The sequence below is a fragment of the Bradyrhizobium sp. AUGA SZCCT0158 genome (genome assembly GCF_018130065.1).
In the GTDB taxonomy this organism is placed as follows: Bacteria; Pseudomonadota; Alphaproteobacteria; order Rhizobiales; family Xanthobacteraceae; genus Bradyrhizobium.
Genome location: NZ_JAFCME010000012.1, coordinates 101,104 through 119,873 on the forward strand (window position 1 = coordinate 101,104; position 18,770 = coordinate 119,873).

At 63.5% G+C, this 18,770-nt stretch carries 18 protein-coding genes; 11 read left to right on the forward strand and 7 right to left on the reverse strand.

All coding sequences use genetic code 11. The features are described from left to right. Nucleotides 1–94: 94 nt before the first annotated feature. Complete coding sequence (locus tag JQ574_RS18860) at nucleotides 95–1,369, reverse strand: acyl-CoA dehydrogenase family protein (RefSeq protein ID WP_212205067.1); 1,275 nt, start codon at nucleotides 1,367–1,369, stop codon at nucleotides 95–97. Nucleotides 1,370–1,574: 205 nt separating this feature from the next. Between JQ574_RS18860 and JQ574_RS18865 the strand changes: the two genes are divergently transcribed. Then, entirely contained in the window at nucleotides 1,575–2,354 is a 780-nt protein-coding gene (locus tag JQ574_RS18865; protein WP_212205065.1) for an enoyl-CoA hydratase-related protein, read from the forward strand. A 118-nt stretch (nucleotides 2,355–2,472) separates the two neighbouring features. Here the strand turns inward: JQ574_RS18865 and JQ574_RS18870 are convergent, their stop codons facing one another. Genes JQ574_RS18870 through JQ574_RS18880 form a run of 3 tightly spaced genes read right to left on the reverse strand, consistent with a single transcriptional unit; the run spans nucleotide 2,473 to nucleotide 4,623 of the window. Beyond that, complete coding sequence (locus JQ574_RS18870) at nucleotides 2,473–2,847, reverse strand: DUF6285 domain-containing protein (protein WP_212205056.1); 375 nt, start codon at nucleotides 2,845–2,847, stop codon at nucleotides 2,473–2,475. A 1-nt stretch (nucleotide 2,848) separates the two neighbouring features. Then, complete coding sequence (locus JQ574_RS18875) at nucleotides 2,849–3,835, reverse strand: phosphotransferase family protein (protein WP_212205054.1); 987 nt, start codon at nucleotides 3,833–3,835, stop codon at nucleotides 2,849–2,851. Next, a complete protein-coding gene (locus tag JQ574_RS18880) occupies nucleotides 3,832–4,623 on the reverse strand; it encodes an enoyl-CoA hydratase/isomerase (protein WP_212205052.1) in 792 nt (263 codons plus the stop codon). Before JQ574_RS18880 ends, JQ574_RS18875 begins: the two co-directional genes overlap by 4 nt. Before the next feature lie 150 nt (nucleotides 4,624–4,773). Between JQ574_RS18880 and JQ574_RS18885 the strand changes: the two genes are divergently transcribed. Beyond that, nucleotides 4,774–5,553: an SDR family NAD(P)-dependent oxidoreductase gene (locus JQ574_RS18885; protein WP_212205049.1), complete on the forward strand. Its 780-nt coding sequence runs from the start codon at nucleotides 4,774–4,776 to the stop codon at nucleotides 5,551–5,553. Nucleotides 5,554–6,364: 811 nt separating this feature from the next. Here the strand turns inward: JQ574_RS18885 and htpX are convergent. Beyond that, nucleotides 6,365–7,303 carry a zinc metalloprotease HtpX gene (gene htpX, locus JQ574_RS18890; protein ID WP_212210721.1) on the reverse strand — a complete coding sequence of 313 codons (939 nt, stop codon included), beginning with the start codon at nucleotides 7,301–7,303 and terminating at the stop codon, nucleotides 6,365–6,367. 239 nt (nucleotides 7,304–7,542) lie between these two features. Here htpX and JQ574_RS18895 point away from each other — a divergent pair, with 239 nt between their 5' ends. From JQ574_RS18895 to JQ574_RS18935, 9 genes are all read left to right on the forward strand, one after another. Next, nucleotides 7,543–7,914, forward strand: coding sequence for a hypothetical protein (locus tag JQ574_RS18895; protein WP_212210719.1), 372 nt, complete (start codon nucleotides 7,543–7,545; stop codon nucleotides 7,912–7,914). Nucleotides 7,915–7,997: 83 nt separating this feature from the next. Continuing rightward, nucleotides 7,998–8,405 carry a FixH family protein gene (locus tag JQ574_RS18900; protein WP_212210717.1) on the forward strand — a complete coding sequence of 136 codons (408 nt, stop codon included), beginning with the start codon at nucleotides 7,998–8,000 and terminating at the stop codon, nucleotides 8,403–8,405. Next, nucleotides 8,402–9,814: an efflux RND transporter periplasmic adaptor subunit gene (locus JQ574_RS18905; protein WP_212210715.1), complete on the forward strand. Its 1,413-nt coding sequence runs from the start codon at nucleotides 8,402–8,404 to the stop codon at nucleotides 9,812–9,814. Before JQ574_RS18900 ends, JQ574_RS18905 begins: the two co-directional genes overlap by 4 nt. Next, complete coding sequence (locus JQ574_RS18910; RefSeq protein WP_212383769.1) at nucleotides 9,811–12,975, forward strand: efflux RND transporter permease subunit; 3,165 nt, start codon at nucleotides 9,811–9,813, stop codon at nucleotides 12,973–12,975. Before JQ574_RS18905 ends, JQ574_RS18910 begins: the two co-directional genes overlap by 4 nt. 30 nt (nucleotides 12,976–13,005) lie before the next feature. Beyond that, complete coding sequence (locus JQ574_RS18915) at nucleotides 13,006–13,629, forward strand: trans-aconitate 2-methyltransferase (RefSeq protein WP_212210708.1); 624 nt, start codon at nucleotides 13,006–13,008, stop codon at nucleotides 13,627–13,629. A gap of 70 nt (nucleotides 13,630–13,699) precedes the next feature. Beyond that, the gene (locus tag JQ574_RS18920) at nucleotides 13,700–14,233 is read left to right on the forward strand and encodes a Spy/CpxP family protein refolding chaperone (protein ID WP_212210706.1); all 534 of its coding nucleotides are present in this window, start codon (nucleotides 13,700–13,702) and stop codon (nucleotides 14,231–14,233) included. 125 nt (nucleotides 14,234–14,358) lie between these two features. Beyond that, nucleotides 14,359–15,636 (forward strand): acyl-CoA dehydrogenase family protein, encoded by a 1,278-nt coding sequence (locus tag JQ574_RS18925; RefSeq protein ID WP_212210725.1) that lies wholly within the window; start codon nucleotides 14,359–14,361, stop codon nucleotides 15,634–15,636. Between the two features lie 116 nt (nucleotides 15,637–15,752). Beyond that, on the forward strand, nucleotides 15,753–16,370 hold the full coding sequence (locus JQ574_RS18930; protein WP_212032306.1) for a flavin reductase family protein: 618 nt from the start codon (nucleotides 15,753–15,755) through the stop codon (nucleotides 16,368–16,370). A gap of 147 nt (nucleotides 16,371–16,517) precedes the next feature. Further along, on the forward strand, nucleotides 16,518–16,802 hold the full coding sequence (locus JQ574_RS18935; protein ID WP_212210704.1) for a GNAT family N-acetyltransferase: 285 nt from the start codon (nucleotides 16,518–16,520) through the stop codon (nucleotides 16,800–16,802). A gap of 87 nt (nucleotides 16,803–16,889) precedes the next feature. Here JQ574_RS18935 and JQ574_RS18940 read toward each other — a convergent pair whose 3' ends face one another. Together JQ574_RS18940 and yghU are read right to left on the reverse strand one after the other, a co-directional pair. Beyond that, the gene (locus JQ574_RS18940; RefSeq protein ID WP_212210702.1) at nucleotides 16,890–17,648 is read right to left on the reverse strand and encodes an alpha/beta fold hydrolase; all 759 of its coding nucleotides are present in this window, start codon (nucleotides 17,646–17,648) and stop codon (nucleotides 16,890–16,892) included. 127 nt (nucleotides 17,649–17,775) lie between these two features. Then, on the reverse strand, nucleotides 17,776–18,669 hold the full coding sequence (gene yghU / locus JQ574_RS18945) for a glutathione-dependent disulfide-bond oxidoreductase (RefSeq protein ID WP_212210700.1): 894 nt from the start codon (nucleotides 18,667–18,669) through the stop codon (nucleotides 17,776–17,778). Nucleotides 18,670–18,770 lie beyond the last annotated feature (101 nt).

Here is an 18,770-nt window from a genome sequence, read left to right on the forward strand (position 1 = left end):
CCGTCATTGCGAGCGCAGCGAAGCAATCCATATCGCGGCATAACGGATGGATGGATTGCTTCGTCGCTAACGCTCCTCGCAATGACGGAAGCCCTCAATGCTTCCCCGCCCCCATATACCCGAACAAAAATCCCGCCACTTTCCGCTTCTGGATTTCCTCGCTGCCTTCGGTGATGCGGTAGCGGCGGTGGTGGCGGTAGATGTGTTCGAACGGTTTGTGGCGCGAGTAGCCCATGCCGCCATGGACCTGCATGGCGCGGTCGGCGGCTTCGCAGCAGAGGCGATTTGCCCAGAAATTGCACATCGAGACCCGGTCGGAAAGCGTGTGCTCGACCTCGGCCTGGGTCAGCTTGTCCATCTCCCACGCGGTCTTGCGGATCAACAGCCTCAGCATCTCGGCTTGCGTGGCCAGTTCCACCAGCGGCCACTGGATCGCCTGGTTCTCGGCCAGCGCCTTGCCGAACGGCTTTCGCTCGCGCGCGTATTTAACGCTTTCGTTGATGCAGTAGACCGCGGCGCCGAGCGAACTCGCCGCCTGCCGGATCCGGTTCTCGTGCACGAAGCATTGCGCCAGCGACAGGCCGCGGCCGACCTCGCCGAACAGCGCATCGTCAGGCACGAACACGTCGGTAAAGCTGACACGGGGGTGATCGGTCGGCATGTTGAAGGTCCACATATACTCCTCGACCTTTACGCCTTCAGCTTTGGCCGGCACCAGGAGGCAGGTGATGCCGCGCGCGTCGCCGTCATCGCCTGAGGTGCGGGCGAACAGCGCACAATGCGTCGCCACATGCATGCCCGTGGTCCACATCTTCTGGCCGTTGACGATCCAGCCCTTGACGTTGTCACGGGTCGCCGGCACCGCCCTTGTTTCCATATGCGTGGCGTCGGAGCCGTGCTCGGGTTCCGTGAGGCCAAAGGTGATGCGGTACTTTCCGGTGATCGAACCGTCGATCATCGCCTTCTGTTCGTCGGTGCCGTAGCGGTCGAGCATGGTCACGATCGGCAGATTGCCGACGATCGAATGCTCGTTCTGCAGATCGTTGTGCAAGCCCAATCCCTGGGATGCAAAGTGCTCGCGGATCACGGCCATCCAGAGGTTGGAACCGTCCTTGCCGCCGTAGCGTTTCGGGATAGCAAAGCGCAGATGTCCAGCGGCGTCGGCGAGGTTTTTCGCCTTGCGCAGCAGCGCTTCCCATTCATGCCGCGGCAATCCGCCCATGTCGAAATCGGTGCGCGCCCATTCGCGGCGATGGTCGAAGAAGCGGATGTTGTCGTCGGCCTCTTCCAGCGGCTTGATCTCGCGCGCGATGAACTTGTCGAGTTCGTCGAGGTAAGCGACGAGGTCGGCGGGCAATGCAAAATCCACGGCGGTCTCTCCCGAAAATGTCGTTTATTGTGTTTAGTGGCTAGCCGGACCAGGCGGCGCATGTTCGATTAAGGTTGGAATACCCTGGCCAAGTCAAGCAACGGAATATCGCTTGTGACGCGCGGCTCGCTTGCGTAATTGAATGGGTTCCGGCGGCTGGCACCGCGCTATTATTCCTCGTCACAGAAAAACAGCGGGAGCGAACATGGATCTGAAATTCTCGAAAGTGACTCGCAAGGGTCCGATCACCATCATCACGTTGAACCGCCCCGAAGTGTACAATGCGCTGCATATCGATGCGCATTTTGAACTCAACAAGGTGTTCGACGATTTCTCCGCCGATCCCGGCCAGTGGGTGGCGATCGTCACCGGCGCCGGCGACAAGGCCTTTTGTGCCGGCAACGATCTGAAATGGCAGGCGGCCGGCGGCAAGCGCGGCTGGGACAAGGGCGGCTTTGCCGGCCTCACCTCGCGGTTCGACTGCGACAAGCCGATCATCGCCGCCGTCAACGGCGTCGCGATGGGCGGCGGGTTCGAGATCGCGCTGGCCTGCGACCTCATCATCGCTTCCGAGAACGCGACCTTCGCGCTGCCCGAACCGCGCGTCGGCCTCGCCGCGCTCGCCGGCGGCGTGCACCGGCTGCCGCGCCAGATCGGCATGAAGCGCGCCATGGGCATGATCCTGACCGCGCGCCACGTCTCGGCGAAAGAAGGTCTCGAACTCGGCTTCGTCAACGAAGTCGTCCCCGCCGGCGAAGCACTGGCCGCGGCCGAGCGCTGGGCCGAGACCATTGCCAAGAATTCGCCGATGTCGATCCGCGCCTCCAAGCAGGCGATCCAGAAGGGCATGGCGGTCTCGCTGGAACAGGCGATCGCCGAGCAGCGCGAATATCCGGCGGTGAAGGCGATGGCGGCCTCGCAGGATTACATCGAGGGACCGAAAGCGTTTTCGGAGAAGCGCGCACCGAAATGGCTGGGGAAATAAGGATCGCGCTATCCACGTCATTGCGAGCGCAGCGAAGCAATCCATCTATCCCCTTGCGGTGAGATGGATTGCTTCGTCGCTTCGCTCCTCGCAATGACGGGGTGAGATTCTCGGCCACTCACTTATTCCCCAACTCCCTCTTGTACGACGCATAATTCGGCTGATCGACGGCGAGCTTGTCCATCGTGGTTTGCCAGAGATGATCGGCCAGCCCCGGCGTTTGCAGATCGACCTCGCCGTTTGCAATTTTATCCGACAGCGCGCGGTTGAGGTCTACCAGCGCGCCGTCGATGCCGAGCAGTTGCTTGAGCCGCGCGGCTTCCGCGCTATCGCTATCGCCTTCCAGCGCCAGTTGCCGCGTCACCAAGTCGAGGCCGTTGATGGCGACGCGGAGCTTGAAGGCGTTGTGGCCCTTGATGGCGGGCGTGATCTCGTTGCGCAGAAAATCCGCGACCGCCTTGATCAGCTCGGTGGGTGTCGGTTCGTCCTGCATCTTATTTCCCCCTCGGGGCCAGCAGTCTCAGCAAATCGATTTCGGTCTCCGACGAACGCCGCCCGATCATCGCGCGCTCCATCGAATGATCGGGGCCCTGGCGAAACCGCTGCATCATGCCGCAGCACATGATGCCCCAGCGCAGCGTGCCCATCACTTCCCAGAACATCACGCGGTCGGGATCGGCCTTGCGCCCGGCCGCCTCATAGCCGGCGAACAGATCTTCGCGCGAACCAAAGCCCCCGACCGGCTTGTCGATCTCACCAAAGCGCCAGGAATTGACGCAGATCCAGCCGAGATCCTCCATTGGATCGCCGAAATGCGCCAGCTCCCAATCCAGCACGGCGCGGACGCCGTCGGGCCCGATGATGAGGTTGCCGTGGCGGAAATCGCCGTGCACCAGCGTTACTTCCTTGGAAGGACCGGGATCGCGTTCGCGCAGCCAGCGCAGTGCCAGCTCGAACACCGGACGCGGCCGGCCAAAACTGCGATACTCGCGATCGAGATCGGCGATCTCCTTTGTCGCCGTCATCTCGCGCAGCTTTGGCAGTTTTGCCGCCGGCAAGCCGTGGATGCCCGCGACCACCCCACCAAGCTGGCGCGCCAGCATCGGGCGCGCCGGTGCGAATTGTTCGTCACGCAGAATTTTTCGCGCGATGGTTTCGCCCTCGATGCGTTGCATGATGAAGCCGGTGCCGAGTTCGTCCTCGGGCTTCAGGACATGCATCACGCGCGGCGACGGCAGGCCGGCATCGTGCGCCAGCTGCATCAGCGTCGCCTCGGCATCGAGCCCGGCGGCGCGGCCGGGTGACGCGCCATAGCCCGGCGGCGCGCGGCGCAGGATCGCGCCGACATTGCCGCTGGGATGCACGATGTCGAACGTCCAGGTCTCCTGGCTGGCGCCGCCGGAAAGCTTTGCCGCGCCAGTGACGCCGGTCGCGCCCGGATACCAGGCGGCGACGCAGCGTCCGAGTTCGGCCTCGATCATTTGCCCTTGAACTTGGCTGGACGCTTTTCAAGGAACGCGGTGACGCCTTCCTTGAAATCCTCCGCCGAGCCCGCGATACGCTGCGACTCGAACTCGAGGTTGAGCTGTTCCTCGAAGGAGTTTTCCGGGCTGTCCCAATAAAGCTTGCGGATCAGTGACAGCGCGATCGTTGGGCCATTGGCGAGATCATGCGCCAGCTTCATCGCCTCTTCCATCAGGACCGCATCGTCATGGACGCGGTTGACGAGACCCCATTCCAGCGCCTTTTCCGCCGGCAACCGCTCGCCCATCAGCGACAACTCGACCGAGCGCGCCTTGCCGATCATGCGCGGCAATAGCCAGGTCGATCCGCAATCCGGCACCAGGCCGATGCGGCGGAACGCCTGCAGGAAATAGGACGAGCGCGCGCACAGGATCATGTCGCCCATCAGCGCAAAGCTCATGCCGGCGCCGGCGGCGGGGCCGTTGACGGCGGTCACGAGCGGGCAATGAAGCTTGCGGATACGCCGCAGGAAGGGATGGAAGCCAACTTCCAGCGAGGCGCCGGCGTTGCTCTTGCCGGGCTTCTGATTGTTGCGGCCCTGCAAATTGGCGCCGGTGCAGAAGGCGCGGCCGGCGCCTGTCAGCACGACGCAGCGCACTTGTTCCTTCTTGTCCTCGATCTCGTCGAGCGCATCGGCAAGCCCACCCAGCATGTCCATCGAGACCGCGTTCATGACCTCCTGGTGGTCGAGCCTGAGAACGGCGACCGGGCCATCGAAATCGAGCGTGACGTGCTTAAACTGCATTGTTTCCTCATGAGTTGTGTTTACGCGCTATCAGGCAGCGCGATGGGCGGATGTGTTGCTTGGGACCATATTTGATTTTCCTGATCGGCTTGTCCATGGTTGAACGCGAACATCTGCCCGCCATCCGGCGCACGACTTGAGGATACATTCATGAGCATTTTCGACCTCTCCGGCCGCGTCGCAATCGTCACCGGCGGTAATGGCGGCATCGGCCTCGGCATCGCGCAGGCGCTGAACGCGGCCGGCTGCACCGTTTCGATCTGGGGCCGCAACGCCGACAAGAATGCGAGCGCGGCTGCAAGCCTCGCCAAGGGTCCCGGCAGGGTCGATACAAGGATCTGCGACGTCAGTGACCCCGCCTCGGTCAAGGCCGCGATGAAGGCCACGCTGGATGCGCTCGGCCGCGTCGACGGCTGCTTTGCCAATGCCGGCATCGGCGGCGGCGGACGGCGCGCCTTCATCGACCGCACCGAGGAGGAATGGCGAAAAATGTTCGCGACCAATCTCGACGGCGTCTTCCATGTGTTTCAGGCCGCCGCCCGCCACATGACCGAGCGCGCGGAAGCCGGCGACAAGTTCGGACGGCTGGTGGCGACCTCGAGCCTGGCGTCGCTGTTCGGCACCGCGCGCAACGAGCACTACGCCGGCACCAAGGCCGCGCTGAACGCGCTGTGCCGCGCGCTCGCCGTCGAACTCGCCCGTCACGGCGTGACGGCGAACGCGATCCTGCCCGGCTGGATCAAGAGCGACATGACGGCGGGCATCATGGCGAATGACAAGTTCGTCGCCAACGTGATGCCGCGCATTCCAGTGCGCCGCTTCGGCGAGCCCGCGGATTTCGGCGGCATCGCGGTGTACATCATGAGCCAGGCCTCGTCGTATCATACGGCGGATTGCTTTGTGATCGATGGCGGGTATACGGCGTTTTGAGGGTGGACGTGGCGAAGCTCTCTACACTCGTCGTCCCGGCGAACGCCGAGACCCATACTCCGCGGCGGATGTTGTTTGCAGAAGGTCTCCAACGCCAGCGCTCCAATTGATGGGCCGCGGCGTATGGGTCCCGGCTCAAGGCCGGGACGACGAAAATTATTCTCGCGGCGCAATGCGCCCGAGCTTTGCCCGAAATTCCTTGCCCTCCAATGAGAGGGCGCAGGGAAGACCGGGTGCGCGCTGCACCCGCGGTCCCGTGTGCGGCTTGCACTAAGTAGGCTGCACACGAGCATACAGGGCAGCGGTGAACACCCGGCCTTCCCTGCGCAATGGCTTTACGGCTTATGCCGTGATCTCCCCGGAGACGAGTTCTTGGTTGACTCCGTCGCTATCGTTTCCGCTTGCGCTTCTCCGACAGCTTGACGCCTGCAACGGGCGCCAGGACCACACGGTTTTGCCGTACGCTAAATCCACGCCGTCGTCAGACGTGAACCAGCGTCCACCGCATCCCGCCGCGCGTTCGTGACGTGCGCACGCCCCTCTTGTCGGGCGGGACGCGACAATTCAAACCGCTGATTTGCCCGACGAGGGAAGCGGAATTTTGCCCGTCGGGTTAATTTGTCGCAGCAGCCCACCCACCGTCACTCCCCGATGCGCAATTGCGCATCTGAGGGCGATGCGCAGCATCGAGCCCGGAATCCATCAGGCGACAGTCCATGCGGGCTGATGGATTTCGGGCCCGCGCCAAGTGGCGTGTCCTCAGATGCGCAATTGCGCATCGGGGAATGACGAGGTGAGAGACGTTACGCGCTCACCCCCACGGGCCGCGCGAGGCCGAGGGGCGGCCCCACGGGCCGCGGCGCGGCGTGCTGCGGCCGGCACCAGCGGAAGCCGTGCCGCCCGCGCCCAATTCCGCCGCGAGCTGCTGCAGGGCGGCGATGCGGTTCTCGGTCGAGGGGTGCGTCGTGAACAAATTGTCGACGCCGTGTCCCGACAGCGGGTTGATGATGAACATGTGCGCGGTTGCCGGATTGCGCTCGGCCTCCATGTTCGGCACCTGGTGCGCCGCGCCGGCAATCTTGGACAGCGCGGAAGCGAGCCACATCGGCTGACCCACGATGCGCGCGCCGAGATCGTCGGCGGCGTATTCGCGGGTCCGGCTGATCGCCATCTGCACCAGCATGGCGCCGAGCGGCGCCAGGATCATCATCGCGATCGAGCCGATGATGCCGGGGCCGTGGTTGTTGTCGCGGTTGCCGCCGAAGAACGCGCCGAACTGCGCCACCATCGAGATGGCGCCGGCAATGGTCGCGGTGATCGTCATCAGCAACGTGTCGTGGTTCTTGATATGCGCGAGCTCGTGCGCGATCACGCCGGCCAGTTCCTCGCGGCTGAGCGACTGCATCAAGCCGGTGGTCACGGCAACCGCCGCGTTCTGCGGATTCCGGCCGGTGGCGAACGCATTGGGCTGCGCCTCGTCCATCACGAAGACGCGCGGCATCGGCAGGCCGGCGCGCCCGGCAAGCTCGGCCACGAGGTTGTAGAGGTCGGGCGCGGTTTGCCGGTCGACCTCATGGGCGCCGTACATCGACAGCACCATGCGGTCCGAATTCCAGTAGGCGAAAAGATTGGTCGCGGCGGCGATCACAAGCGCGATCATGGCGCCGCCGGCGCCGCCGATCAGATAGCCGACGCCCATGAAGAGGCCGGTAAGACCGGCCAGGAGAATGGCAGTCTTGAAATAGCTCATTGTTGTCTCCCTGCCGCCGCGGCGGCATGCCGTGGCAGACATGACAGGATGTATGGAGCCTACTGGCCTCCCTTCAAGAAGCCATGGTGCGTCGAGGCGCCGCGGATTACCCGGATGTAATCTGGCGGATAGCGGACGGAATCGATTAGTTAATGGCTTGAGCCATCCAGCGGGTATTCTGGCGAATTAGTGATCCAGCCGAGGTTCCCTTGGTGGCCGGAACGTGAGAAAATGCACGGGTGAAAATATCGTTCCACCTTTCCCGGCTGCTGGCGATCTTCGTGATCGCAGGGCTCGTGTTTGCGCCGCTTTCCCGGCCTGCGAATGCGGGCGGCGGTATGGCCATGGCTGCGCCGGTGGCGGCGGAGATGTCTGAAATGGCCGCCGACATGCCATGCTGCCCGGACAAATCCGTGCCCATGGATTGCGACCAGTGCCCCCTGATGGCGCTCTGCATGGTCACGAATTTTCAGGTGCCGTCGCCGGCCGGAATGATTGAAATCCGGCCCGTCACGGTCCGGCTGCTGGCGCCGGGCAGCGATCCCGAAGCGGATAGCCTCGGCCAACATCCCCCGCCAAGACCTCCCCGACTCCTGGTCCATTCGGCTTAACGCCTGACGTCGTGCGGCGCTTTGATGCGCCCGTGATCCATGCCGCTCACGCGGCAGATCCAGGACAATCGAGGATATAGAAAATGAAGACGTTCACCCATGCGCGCGCCTTGCGGGCCGCGCTGATCGCTGCCGCCATCGGCGGCGCAAGCACGGCCGCGCTCGCGGACATCAAGGACTACAAGTTCGAACTCGTCGATCAGACCGTCCAGGCCGGACCCGACAAGACCATCACGGTTCGGCTGATGAACACGAAAACCGGAAAGCCGGTACCGGATGCCGTAATCTTTGCCACCCGCCTGGACATGGCTCCGGACGGCATGCAGGAAATGGCGACCAAGCTCACGCCGGTGCCGGGTGCAGAGCCAGGTACCTATAAGTTCAAGGCGACATTCGGCATGGCCGGCCGCTGGCAGCTTTCGCTCGGCGCGAAGGTCCAGGGCGAGACCGGTACCGTCGACAACAAGCTTGTCATCACGGCGCAGAAATGAACCGCGCCGTCATCGCAAGCGCCACCGCCGTGTTGATCGCGGCGGCGGGTGCCGGGCTCGTCCTCGCCGGCGCGCAGGGACTGCCCGCGCGCGCCATCGCCATGATCACGCGCGCTGCGGCCGACGAGAGCCGCGCGCCGATCTATTTTCAGGACCCGGACGGCAGACCGTCGTATTCGCTGGCGCCGAAAAAGACGCCCGACGGCCGCGACTATCGCCCCGTTCCGGCCGGAGCCGACGTCAGCTTCGATGAGGAGGCTCCCGAGAAGACAACGCCGGCGGCGTCCGCCGGCGGCGCTGATCGCAAGATCAAATACTACCGCAACCCAATGGGACTGCCGGACACCTCCCCTACCCCCAAGAAGGATCCGATGGGGATGGATTACATCGCCGTCTATGAGGGCGAGGACAGCGATGACGGTTCGGTAAAATTGTCGCCGGGAAAAATCCAGCGCACCGGCGTCAAGTCCGAGCCGGCGGCGCCGCGCACCATCCGCAGCACGATCCACGCGCCGGGCACCATTCAGCTCGACGAGCGCCGCGTCTCCGTGATCGCGATGCGGGCCGAAAGCTACCTGCAGAAGATCGCCAACGTCACCACCGGGAGCCGCGTCGCCAAGGGCCAGCCCTTGATGGAAGTCTACAGTCCGGCGATATCGTCGGCTGCGGCCGAATACATTTCGACTATCAACTCGAAGGCCATCAGTGGCGACGCGGCCTATGGCAAGGGTTCACGGCAGCGGCTGATGAATCTCGACGTGCCCGAAGCGGCCATCGTCGCGATGGAGAAAAGCCGGACGGTTCCGATCGGGATCGAGTGGACGTCGCCGCGCGACGGCATCGTGCTCGAACGCAACGCCATCGAGGGCGCGCGCGCACAGCCGGGCGACGTTCTATTCCGGATCGCCGACCATGCTTTGCTCTGGGCCATTATCGACGTCGCCGAACGCGACATGGGGATGCTGACGGTGGGGCAATCGGCGACCGTCAAGGCGCGCGGCTTTCCCGGCCGCACCTTCACCGGGACAATCAGCGTCATCTATCCGCAGATCAACAAGGAGACGCGCACCGGGCGCTTGCGAATCGAGCTAGCCAATCCCGACCTGGTGCTGATCCACGACATGTATGTCGAGGCCGAAATCGACATCGGCAATTCCACGCCGGTGCTGACAATCCCGGAGAGCGCCGTGATGGACACCGGCCGGCGTCAGGCGGTGTTCGTTGACAAGGGCGAAGGCCGTTTCGAGCCGCGCGAAGTCAAGCTCGGCCATCGCGGCGATGGTTATGTGGAGGTACGGGACGGCGTCAGCGAAGGCGAGCCGGTGGTGGTTTCGGCGAACTTCCTGATCGATGCGGAGAGCAATCTGAAGGCCGCGCTGAAAGGTTTTGCCGACGGAGCGCAGCCATGATCGCCCGCCTGATCGCGTGGTCGGCGCGCAATCTGCTGCTGGTGCTGTTCGGCGCCGGTTTCGCCACCGCCGCCGGCCTCTATGCGCTGGCGCATCTGCCGCTGGACGCCATTCCCGACCTCTCCGACACCCAGGTGATCGTCTATACGGAGTATCCCGGCCAGGCGCCGCAGGTGATCGAGGACCAGGTCACCTACCCCTTGACCACGGCGATGCTGACGGTGCCGCGCTCAAAGGTGGTGCGCGGGTTCTCGTTCTTCGGCGTGTCGTTCGTCTATGTGATCTTCGAGGACGGCACCGATATCTACTGGGCGCGCTCGCGCGTGCTCGAATTCCTCAACAGCGCTTCGGCGCGCCTGCCCGCGGGCGTGACGCCGACAATGGGACCGGACGCCACCGGCGTCGGCTGGGTCTACCAATACGCCGTGATGTCGAAAGAGCTGAACCTTTCCGACACCCGCGCGATCCAGGACTGGAATCTGAAGTTCGCACTTGCCAAGGCCGAAGGCGTCGCCGAGGTCGCCAGCGTCGGCGGCTTCGTCCGGCAATACAACGTGGTGCTCGATCCGCAACGCATGCGCGACCTCGGCATCACCATGCCAAAAATGCGCGACGCCATCCGCGCCAGCAATGCCGATGTCGGCGGCCGCACCGTCGAATTGTCCGAGTTCGAATACGTCATTCGCGGCAAGGGCTACATCAAGGGTATCAACGACCTCGGCAATATCGTGCTCAAGAGTAGCGGCGGCACGCCGGTGCTGCTGAAAGACGTCGCCCGCGTCGAACTCGGGCCCGACGAGCGGCGCGGCATCACCGAACTCAACGGCGAAGGCGAAGTCGCCAGCGGAATCGTGCTGCAGCGTTTCGGCGTCAATGCGCTGGACGTGATCCAGAACGTCAAGAAGCGGATTGCCGAGATCGCCAGCGGCCTGCCGAAATCGGTCGAGATCGTCGCGGTCTACGACCGCTCGGACCTGATCAACGCCGCGATCGATACGCTCAAGCGCACCCTGTTCGAAGAGAGCGTGATCGTCGGGCTGGTGTGCATCGTGTTCCTGCTGCATGTGCGCAGCGCCCTGGTCGCGATCCTGATGCTGCCGGTCGGCGTGCTGATGGCGTTCGGCGCCATGAAGCTGCTCGGCCTCGGCTCCAACATCATGAGCCTCGGCGGCATCGCGATCGCGATCGGCGCGATGGTCGATGCGGCGATCGTGATGATCGAAAACGCGCACAAGCATCTGGAGCGCGCCGAGCCCGGGCGATCGCGCATCGATGTGCTGATCGAGGCGGCGTCACAGGTGGGGCCCGCGCTGTTCTTCAGCCTGATGATCATCACGGTGTCGTTCATGCCGATATTTACGCTGGAATCCCAGGAAGGCCGGTTGTTCAGCCCGCTCGCCTTCACCAAGACCTTTGCGATGGCGGCGGCGGCCTTGTTGTCGGTGACGCTGGTGCCGGCACTGATGGTGATCTTCGTGCGCGGCAAGATCATTCCCGAGCACAGGAACCCGATCAACCGCTTCCTGATCTGGGTCTACCGTCCCGTCATCAAGGCCGTGATGCGCGCCAAGGTGCTGGTGATCCTTCTGGCGGTAGCGGTGCTCGCCGTGACGATCTGGCCGGCGCGGCAGCTCGGCACCGAGTTCATGCCTAACCTCAACGAAGGCACTTTGCTCTACATGCCGACGACACTGCCCGGCATATCCGTCACCAAGGCCGGTGAATTGCTGCAGACCCAGGATCGGATCATCCGAAGTTTTCCGGAGGTCGCTTCCGTGTACGGCAAGGCCGGACGCGCCCTGACGGCGACCGATCCCGCCCCCTCCGAAATGTTCGAGACCGTGATCAATCTCAAACCAAAGGCGGAATGGCGGGCCGGCGTCACCGTGGAGAGCCTGACCGCCGAGATGGACCGGGCGCTGCAGTTTCCCGGCGTTTCCAACGCCTGGACCCAGCCGATCAAGGCGCGCATCGACATGCTGTCGACCGGCATCCGGACGCCTGTTGGCGTCAAGGTGATCGGCACCGACCTCAACGAGATCGACCGGCTCGCAAAACAGATCGAACAGGTGCTCAAAGCGGTGCCCGGCACGTCATCGGCCTATGCCGAACGCGGCATCGGCGGCTATTACCTCGACATCGTCCCCGACCGCGCCGCACTGGCGCGCTACGGCATCATGGTGCAGGACGTCAACGACGTGATCGCGACCGCGCTTGGCGGCCAGACCGTCACCACGACCGTCGAAGGGCGCCAGCGCTTCGGCGTCAACATGCGCTATCCCCGCGATCTGCGCGGCGATACGCAATCGATCATCCGTGACGTGCTGGTGCCGATGCCGGGCGGCGGCGCGGTGCCGCTCGGCGAAGTCGCCAAGGTCGCACCGTCGCGCGGGCCGACCTCGATCCGTACCGAGAACGGGCAGCTCGCGACCTACATCTATGTCGATATCCGCGACCGCGATATCGGTGGCTACGTCGCTGACGCGCAGGCTGCCGTAAAGGCCAGCATCGAATTTCCGCCGGGCGCCTATGTGATGTGGAGCGGCCAATACGAGTATCTCGAACGCGCCACGGCGCGGCTGAAGATCGTGGTGCCGGTGACGCTGATGATCATCTTTCTGCTGCTCTATCTCAACTTCCGCTCGCTGACCGAAACCATGATCGTGATGCTGTCGCTGCCGTTCGCGCTGGTCGGCGGCCTGTGGCTGATGTGGTGGCTGGGCTTCAACCTGTCGGTCGCCGTCGTCGTCGGCTTCATCGCGCTTGCCGGCGTTGCCGCCGAGACCGGCGTGGTGATGCTGATCTATCTCAACCAGGCGCTCGACGAGATCAGGGCACGCCGGGCGGCCGAAGGCCGCGCGCTGACGAAGCAGGACCTTTACGATGCGATCATGGAGGGCGCCGTCGAGCGGGTGCGGCCGAAAATGATGACGGTCGTTGCCATCATGGCGGGGCTATTGCCGATCATGTGGAGCACCGGCACGGGCTCCGAAATCATGCAGCGTATCGCGGTGCCGATGATCGGCGGCATGATTTCATCGACGCTGCTGACCTTGATCGTGATTCCCGCGATCTATGCGCTGGTCAAAGGCGCGCGGCTGGAGCGGGTCCGCAGCCCGGCGATGAATCTCAATGGCAAGCCGGGCGAGGCCGGAATATGATGTTGGCCCCGCAGGGCGAAGGAGGACGCGATGGAAAGCGAAAGCCGCCAGGCGCACTGGGAGAACGTCTACGCCAGCAAAGGCGAGAACGAGGTCAGCTGGTTTCAGGAAAACCCTGCCCCGTCGCTGGCGCTGATCGCCGAGATCGGGGCGACGCCTCATTCGGCGATCATCGACATCGGCGGCGGCGCGTCACGGCTGGTCGATCACCTCATCGATCAGGGATTTTGTGACGTCACCGTGCTCGATCTATCCGCGGCGGCATTGGAGGCCACCAAAGCCCGTCTCGGCGAACGCGCCCCACGCGCGCATTGGCTTGTGGCGGACGCCACCACATGGCAGCCGTCGCGGGCGTATGACATCTGGCATGACCGGGCGGCGTTTCACTTTTTGACCGAGGAGAGTGACCGCGCGAGCTACATCGCACGGTTCAAGCAGGGTTTGAAGATCGGCGGCCACGCCATCATCGCGACCTTCGCGCTGGACGGACCCGAGAAATGCAGCGGCCTGCCGGTGATGCGTTACGATGCGGCGCGGCTCCGGCAGACGCTGGGATCGGGGTTCAAGCTGCTGCAAAGCCAGCGCGACGACCATGCCACGCCCTGGGGATCGCAACAGCACTTTCAATTCAGCGTCTTTCAGCGCGTCGAGTAATTCTGACGGGACTTTGATGAACGCCCACCGGCGGCACTGTTAAGATCACGACGCACAGCAGGAGAATTTCATGAAAATCGTTGCCACCGCGATCACCGTCCTCGCCCTCGCTTCGACCGCCGCAATGGCGCAGTCGCCCTATGCGGGGATGCAGGGCCGCTCGATCAAGGCACTGTCCGCGCAGCAGATCGATGATCTCAGGGCCGGCAGGGGCATGGGCCTGGCGCTGGCGGCCGAACTGAACGGTTACCCCGGTCCGATGCACGTGCTGGAATTGTCCGACAAGCTGGCGCTGTCGGCGGCGCAGAAGCAACGGATTCAAACACTGTTTGAAACAATGAAAGCGGAAGCGACGCCAATCGGTCTCAGCCTGATCGAGCAGGAAAGCGCGCTCGACCGGCAATTCGCCGGCCGTTCGATCACATCAGACGCGCTGAGGGAAGCGACGACGAAGATCGGCCAGACGCAGGCGGAACTGCGCAACGCGCATCTGAAATATCACCTCGAAACGGCGCAAATCCTGTCTCCCGATCAGATGAAACAATATGCCCAGTTGCGGGGATACGCATCCGATTCCCCGGCGCGGCATCACCGCATGCATTAGCGGCAGGGCGCTGCGCGCGGAGCCTCGTCCCGCTTGTGCAGGGACCGCGCTGGCGTCTAGATTGCGGCCCAACAGGCGCGTTCCAAAGATTATCCGCAGAATGGAAAACGCCGCATGGGAGGACCCTGATGAAGCATGCCTACATCCCGCGAACGACGACCTACAACCTCAATCCGGGCGAAGAGCTCAACGATCTCCGGATGTCGGATGAGGTCCGTCCGCTCTACGAGCACGTCAAGAAATTCATCCGCGAGACCGTCGACCCGATGTCGGTCGAATTCGCAAAGCTTGGCGAGAAGAAGACCGACCGCTGGAGTTTTACGCCGGAACAGCTGGCCTGCCTGCAGAAGGCCAAGGACAAGGCCAAGGAAGAAGGCCTGTGGAACTTCTTCCTGCCCGATGACGAGACCGGCCAGGGCCTCAAGAACCTCGACTACGCCTATATCGCGGTCGAGCTCGCGAAAAACCCGATGGCGTCGGAGACCATGAACTGCTCGGCGCCCGACACCGGCAACATGGAAGTGCTGGAGCGCGTCGGCACCAAGGCGCAAAAGGAGAAGTGGCTGAAGCCGCTGCTATCAGGCGAAATCCGCTCGGCCTATGCGATGACCGAGCCGAATGTCGCCTCCTCCGACGCCAAGAACATCTCGACCACGGCAAAGCTGGTCGGCGACGAATGGGTGATCAACGGCGAGAAGTACTACATCTCCGGCGCCGGCGATCCGCGCTGCAAGATCATGATCGTCATGGTGAAGACCAATCCGGACGCACCGCCGAGCAAGCAGCAGTCGCAGATCCTGGTGCCGATCGACACCCCCGGCGTGGAAATCCTGGGCCCGATGCACGTGTTCGGCCACGACCACGCGCCGCGCGGCCACATGCATCTGCGCTTCAACAATTGCCGGGTGCCAAAGGAAAACATGCTGCTCGGCGAAGGCCGCGGCTTTGAAATCTCGCAGGTCCGCCTCGGGCCGGGACGCATCCATCACTGCATGCGCACCATCGGCAAGGCCGAGAAGGCGCTCGACCTGATGGTCCAGCGCGGCCTGACCCGCGAAGCCTTCGGCAAGAAGATCGCGCATCTCGGCGGCAACATGCAGATCATCGCGCAGGCGCGCTGCGAGATCGAGGCGATGCGGCTGATGGTGCTCAAGGCGGCCAAGGCGATGGACGTGCTCGGCAACAAGGAAGCGCGGATCTGGGTCAGCATGGTGAAAGCCATGGTGCCCGAGCGCACCTGCAAGATCATCGACCAGGCAATCCAGATGCACGGCGCCACCGGTATTTCGCACTGGAGCCCGCTCGGCGAAATGTACCAGGACGTCCGCCACCTGCGCTTCGCCGACGGTCCGGATGAGGTGCACTGGATGGTGGTGGGCCGGCATGAACTGAGCATGCCGTAGGATCTTGCTTCGTAGGGTGGGTTAGGCGAAGCCGTAACCCACCTCTTTTGTCGAACGCAAACGGTGGATTACGCCTTCGGCTAATCCACCCTACGGCCTGTCGATCGGAAATCCCCATGGAATACGCCCCCGAAAACCTGCAGCCGCGCGAGCGCTACAAGCTGCTCGCCGGATTCGTGCTGCCGCGGCCGATCGCCTGGGTAACTTCAGTGGGCCCGACCGGCGTCGTCAACGCCGCGCCGTTCAGCTTCTTCAATGTGTTCTGCGAGGATCCGCCGCTGTGCATGTTCGCGGTCAATCTGCGGCCCGACGGGCGCGTCAAGGACACGCTGGTCAACATCCAGCGCACCGGCGAGTTCGTCGTCAACCTCACCGACGAGCCGCTGGCGCGCGCGATGCACGATTCCAGCGGCGACTTTCCGCCCGATGTCGGCGAGCCCGGCTATCTCGGCTTGAAACTTGCGCCCTCGACCCGGGTCGCGGCGCCGCGGCTGGCCGATGCGCCCTGGGCGATGGAGTGCAAGATCTGGAAGACCATCGACGTCAATGGCGACCGCACGCTGATCATGGGCGAAGGCATCAATTTCTACATCCGCGACGAATTGTGGGATACGCAGACCATGCGCGTGCACATGGAGCGCTACCACCCGATCGGCCGCATGTTCGCCGACCGCTATTGCCGCACCGACGACCGCGTCGTGTTCCCTCCGGCGCCGGAACTTCCGGCGAAGTAATGCGTAATTTCGTAGGGTGGGTTAGCCACCGGGTCGCGCGAATGCGCGCCCGATGATAAACTCCGCGTAACCCACCGCCGATGCGGAACGAAGATGGTGGGTTACGGCTTCGCCTAACCCACCCTACGCACCGATACTGGAGTTCGCATGACCGACCATTTCCGCGACAACGAAACCAGCAGCCGCTTTGAGCTCGACGTCGACGGCGCCATCGCCTTCGTTACCTACCGCAAATCGCCTGATACGATCACGCTCGAACACACCGTGGTGCCGCCGGAGCTCGGCGGCAAAGGCGTCGGCTCAAAACTCGCGCGGGCGACCCTCGAAGCGGTACGGGCGCAGGGACGCAAGCTCACCGTCGAATGCGAGTTCATCCAAGGCTATATGAAGAAGCATCCGGAAGACAACGATTTGCTGGGCACGGCTTCGTAGGGTGGGTTAGCGCAGCGTAACCCACCACCTTTGTCGCCGCTCAATGGCGGGTTACGGCTTCGCCTAACCCGCCCTACACGCCGACTTCTATGGCTGCACCGGCCGGTGCGCGCGCAGGAACGAGCGGATCTGGCGTACCGCCAGCGGAATCCGCTCCTTGGGCTCCTTCCACGGAAACATGCTGACTTCGGCGTTCGGCGCCAGCATCGCCGACTCCATCGCGACCGCATAAGGGTGCGCCGGGATATCGTCGGGCAGGATCAGCACCGGTGTCCTGCACTGGCGCACGAAGTCGCGTGTCACCGTGAAGACGAAGTCGGGATTGGTGCGGTACATCCTGGTGAGGAATTTATCTGTTGTCTCCGGGGTGATGTCCGGCCGCTGCTTCAGGAGCTCCGGCGCCCAGCCTTTGGTGTTGTTGTCGTAGAACAGGTCCCGCATCTCGGGACGCGAGCCGGACGGCTGCGCCAGCACGGCGGCGACGACGCGATCGGGCGCGCGCTTCAGCAGATTCCAGATCAAGGGGCCGCCGATGCAGAAGCCGAGCACCATGAACTTGTCGATGCGAAGATGATCCATCAGGCCGAGATGATCGTCGGTGTGGGAATCCCAGGGCCGGTCGATTTCGAGCGGGCCGGAAGATTTCCCGGTATTGGCGTTGCGCAAATCGGCCGCGATGCAGCGGTACTCGCCCTTGAACTCCTCGAAGGAATCGAACGGCGGATAGCTGCCCGACAGGCCCGCGATCGTCGAGTTCAATCCGCCGCCGGCGATCATCAGCAATGGATAACCGGAGCCGGTTTCCTCATAGTGGATACGAACGGCGCCTTTTTCGAAAGTCGGCATGCGGTTTCCCCGGTTTGGATTCTTACTTCGTAGGGTGGGTTAGCGTAGCGTAACCCACCATCTTTGTCGGGCCGCACCAAAGGCGGATTACGCCTTCGGCTCCAATCCGCCCTACAGCGACAAACTACTACGATGCCTTGGCCGGCTCGCCGATCTTGTCCTGCGTCTTCGTATCGAAATCGCTGGCCTCATGCCGCTCGTGCAACTGGCTCGCCGGATCGCCCGAGATCCGGTTGACCATGCGGCCGCGCTTCACCGCCGGGCGTTTTGCGATTTGATCGGTCCAGCGCTGCACGTTCTTGTATTCGTGCACCGACAGGAATTCGCCGGCGCCGTAGACGAGGCCTTTTGCCAGCGCGCCGTACCACGGCCAGGTCGCCATGTCGGCGATCGTGTATTCGCTGCCGGCGAGATACTCATTGTCGGCAAGCCGCCGATCGAGCACGTCGAGCTGACGCTTCACCTCCATGGCGTAGCGGTCGATGGCGTATTCGATCTTGGTCGGCGCGTAGGCATAGAAATGGCCGAAGCCGCCGCCGAGAAACGGCGCGCTGCCCATCTGCCAGAACAGCCATGACAGGCATTCCGCCCGCGCCTCGCCGCCGGCCGGCAGAAAGGCCCCGAACTTTTCGGCCAGATGCATCAGGATCGCGCCGGACTCGAACAGCCGGATCGGCGTCGGTCCGCTGCGGTCCATCAGCGCCGGGATCTTGGAGTTCGGATTAACAGCGACAAAACCGCTGCCGAACTGGTTGCCGTCGATCTTGATCAACCACGCGTCATACTCGGCGCCACTGTGACCGGCGGCCAGCAGCTCCTCGAACATGACGGTGACCTTCACGCCGTTCGGCGTCGCCAGCGAATAGAGCTGAAACGGATGCCGGCCGACCGGCAGTTCCTTGTCATGCGTGGGACCGGCGATCGGCCGGTTGATGCTGGCGAAGCGGCCGCCGCTTTCCTTATTCCAGGTCCAGACTTTCGGCGGCACATAGGCGGTGGGGTCGGTAACAATTTCGTTCATTCGTGTTGGCTCCAGGCTTCTTGTCGGCCGAGTCACGTGAGGGGCGATCTGCCGCGCGGCGGAATTACAATGCGACTGTCTGGTATACCTTGGGGCTGTCG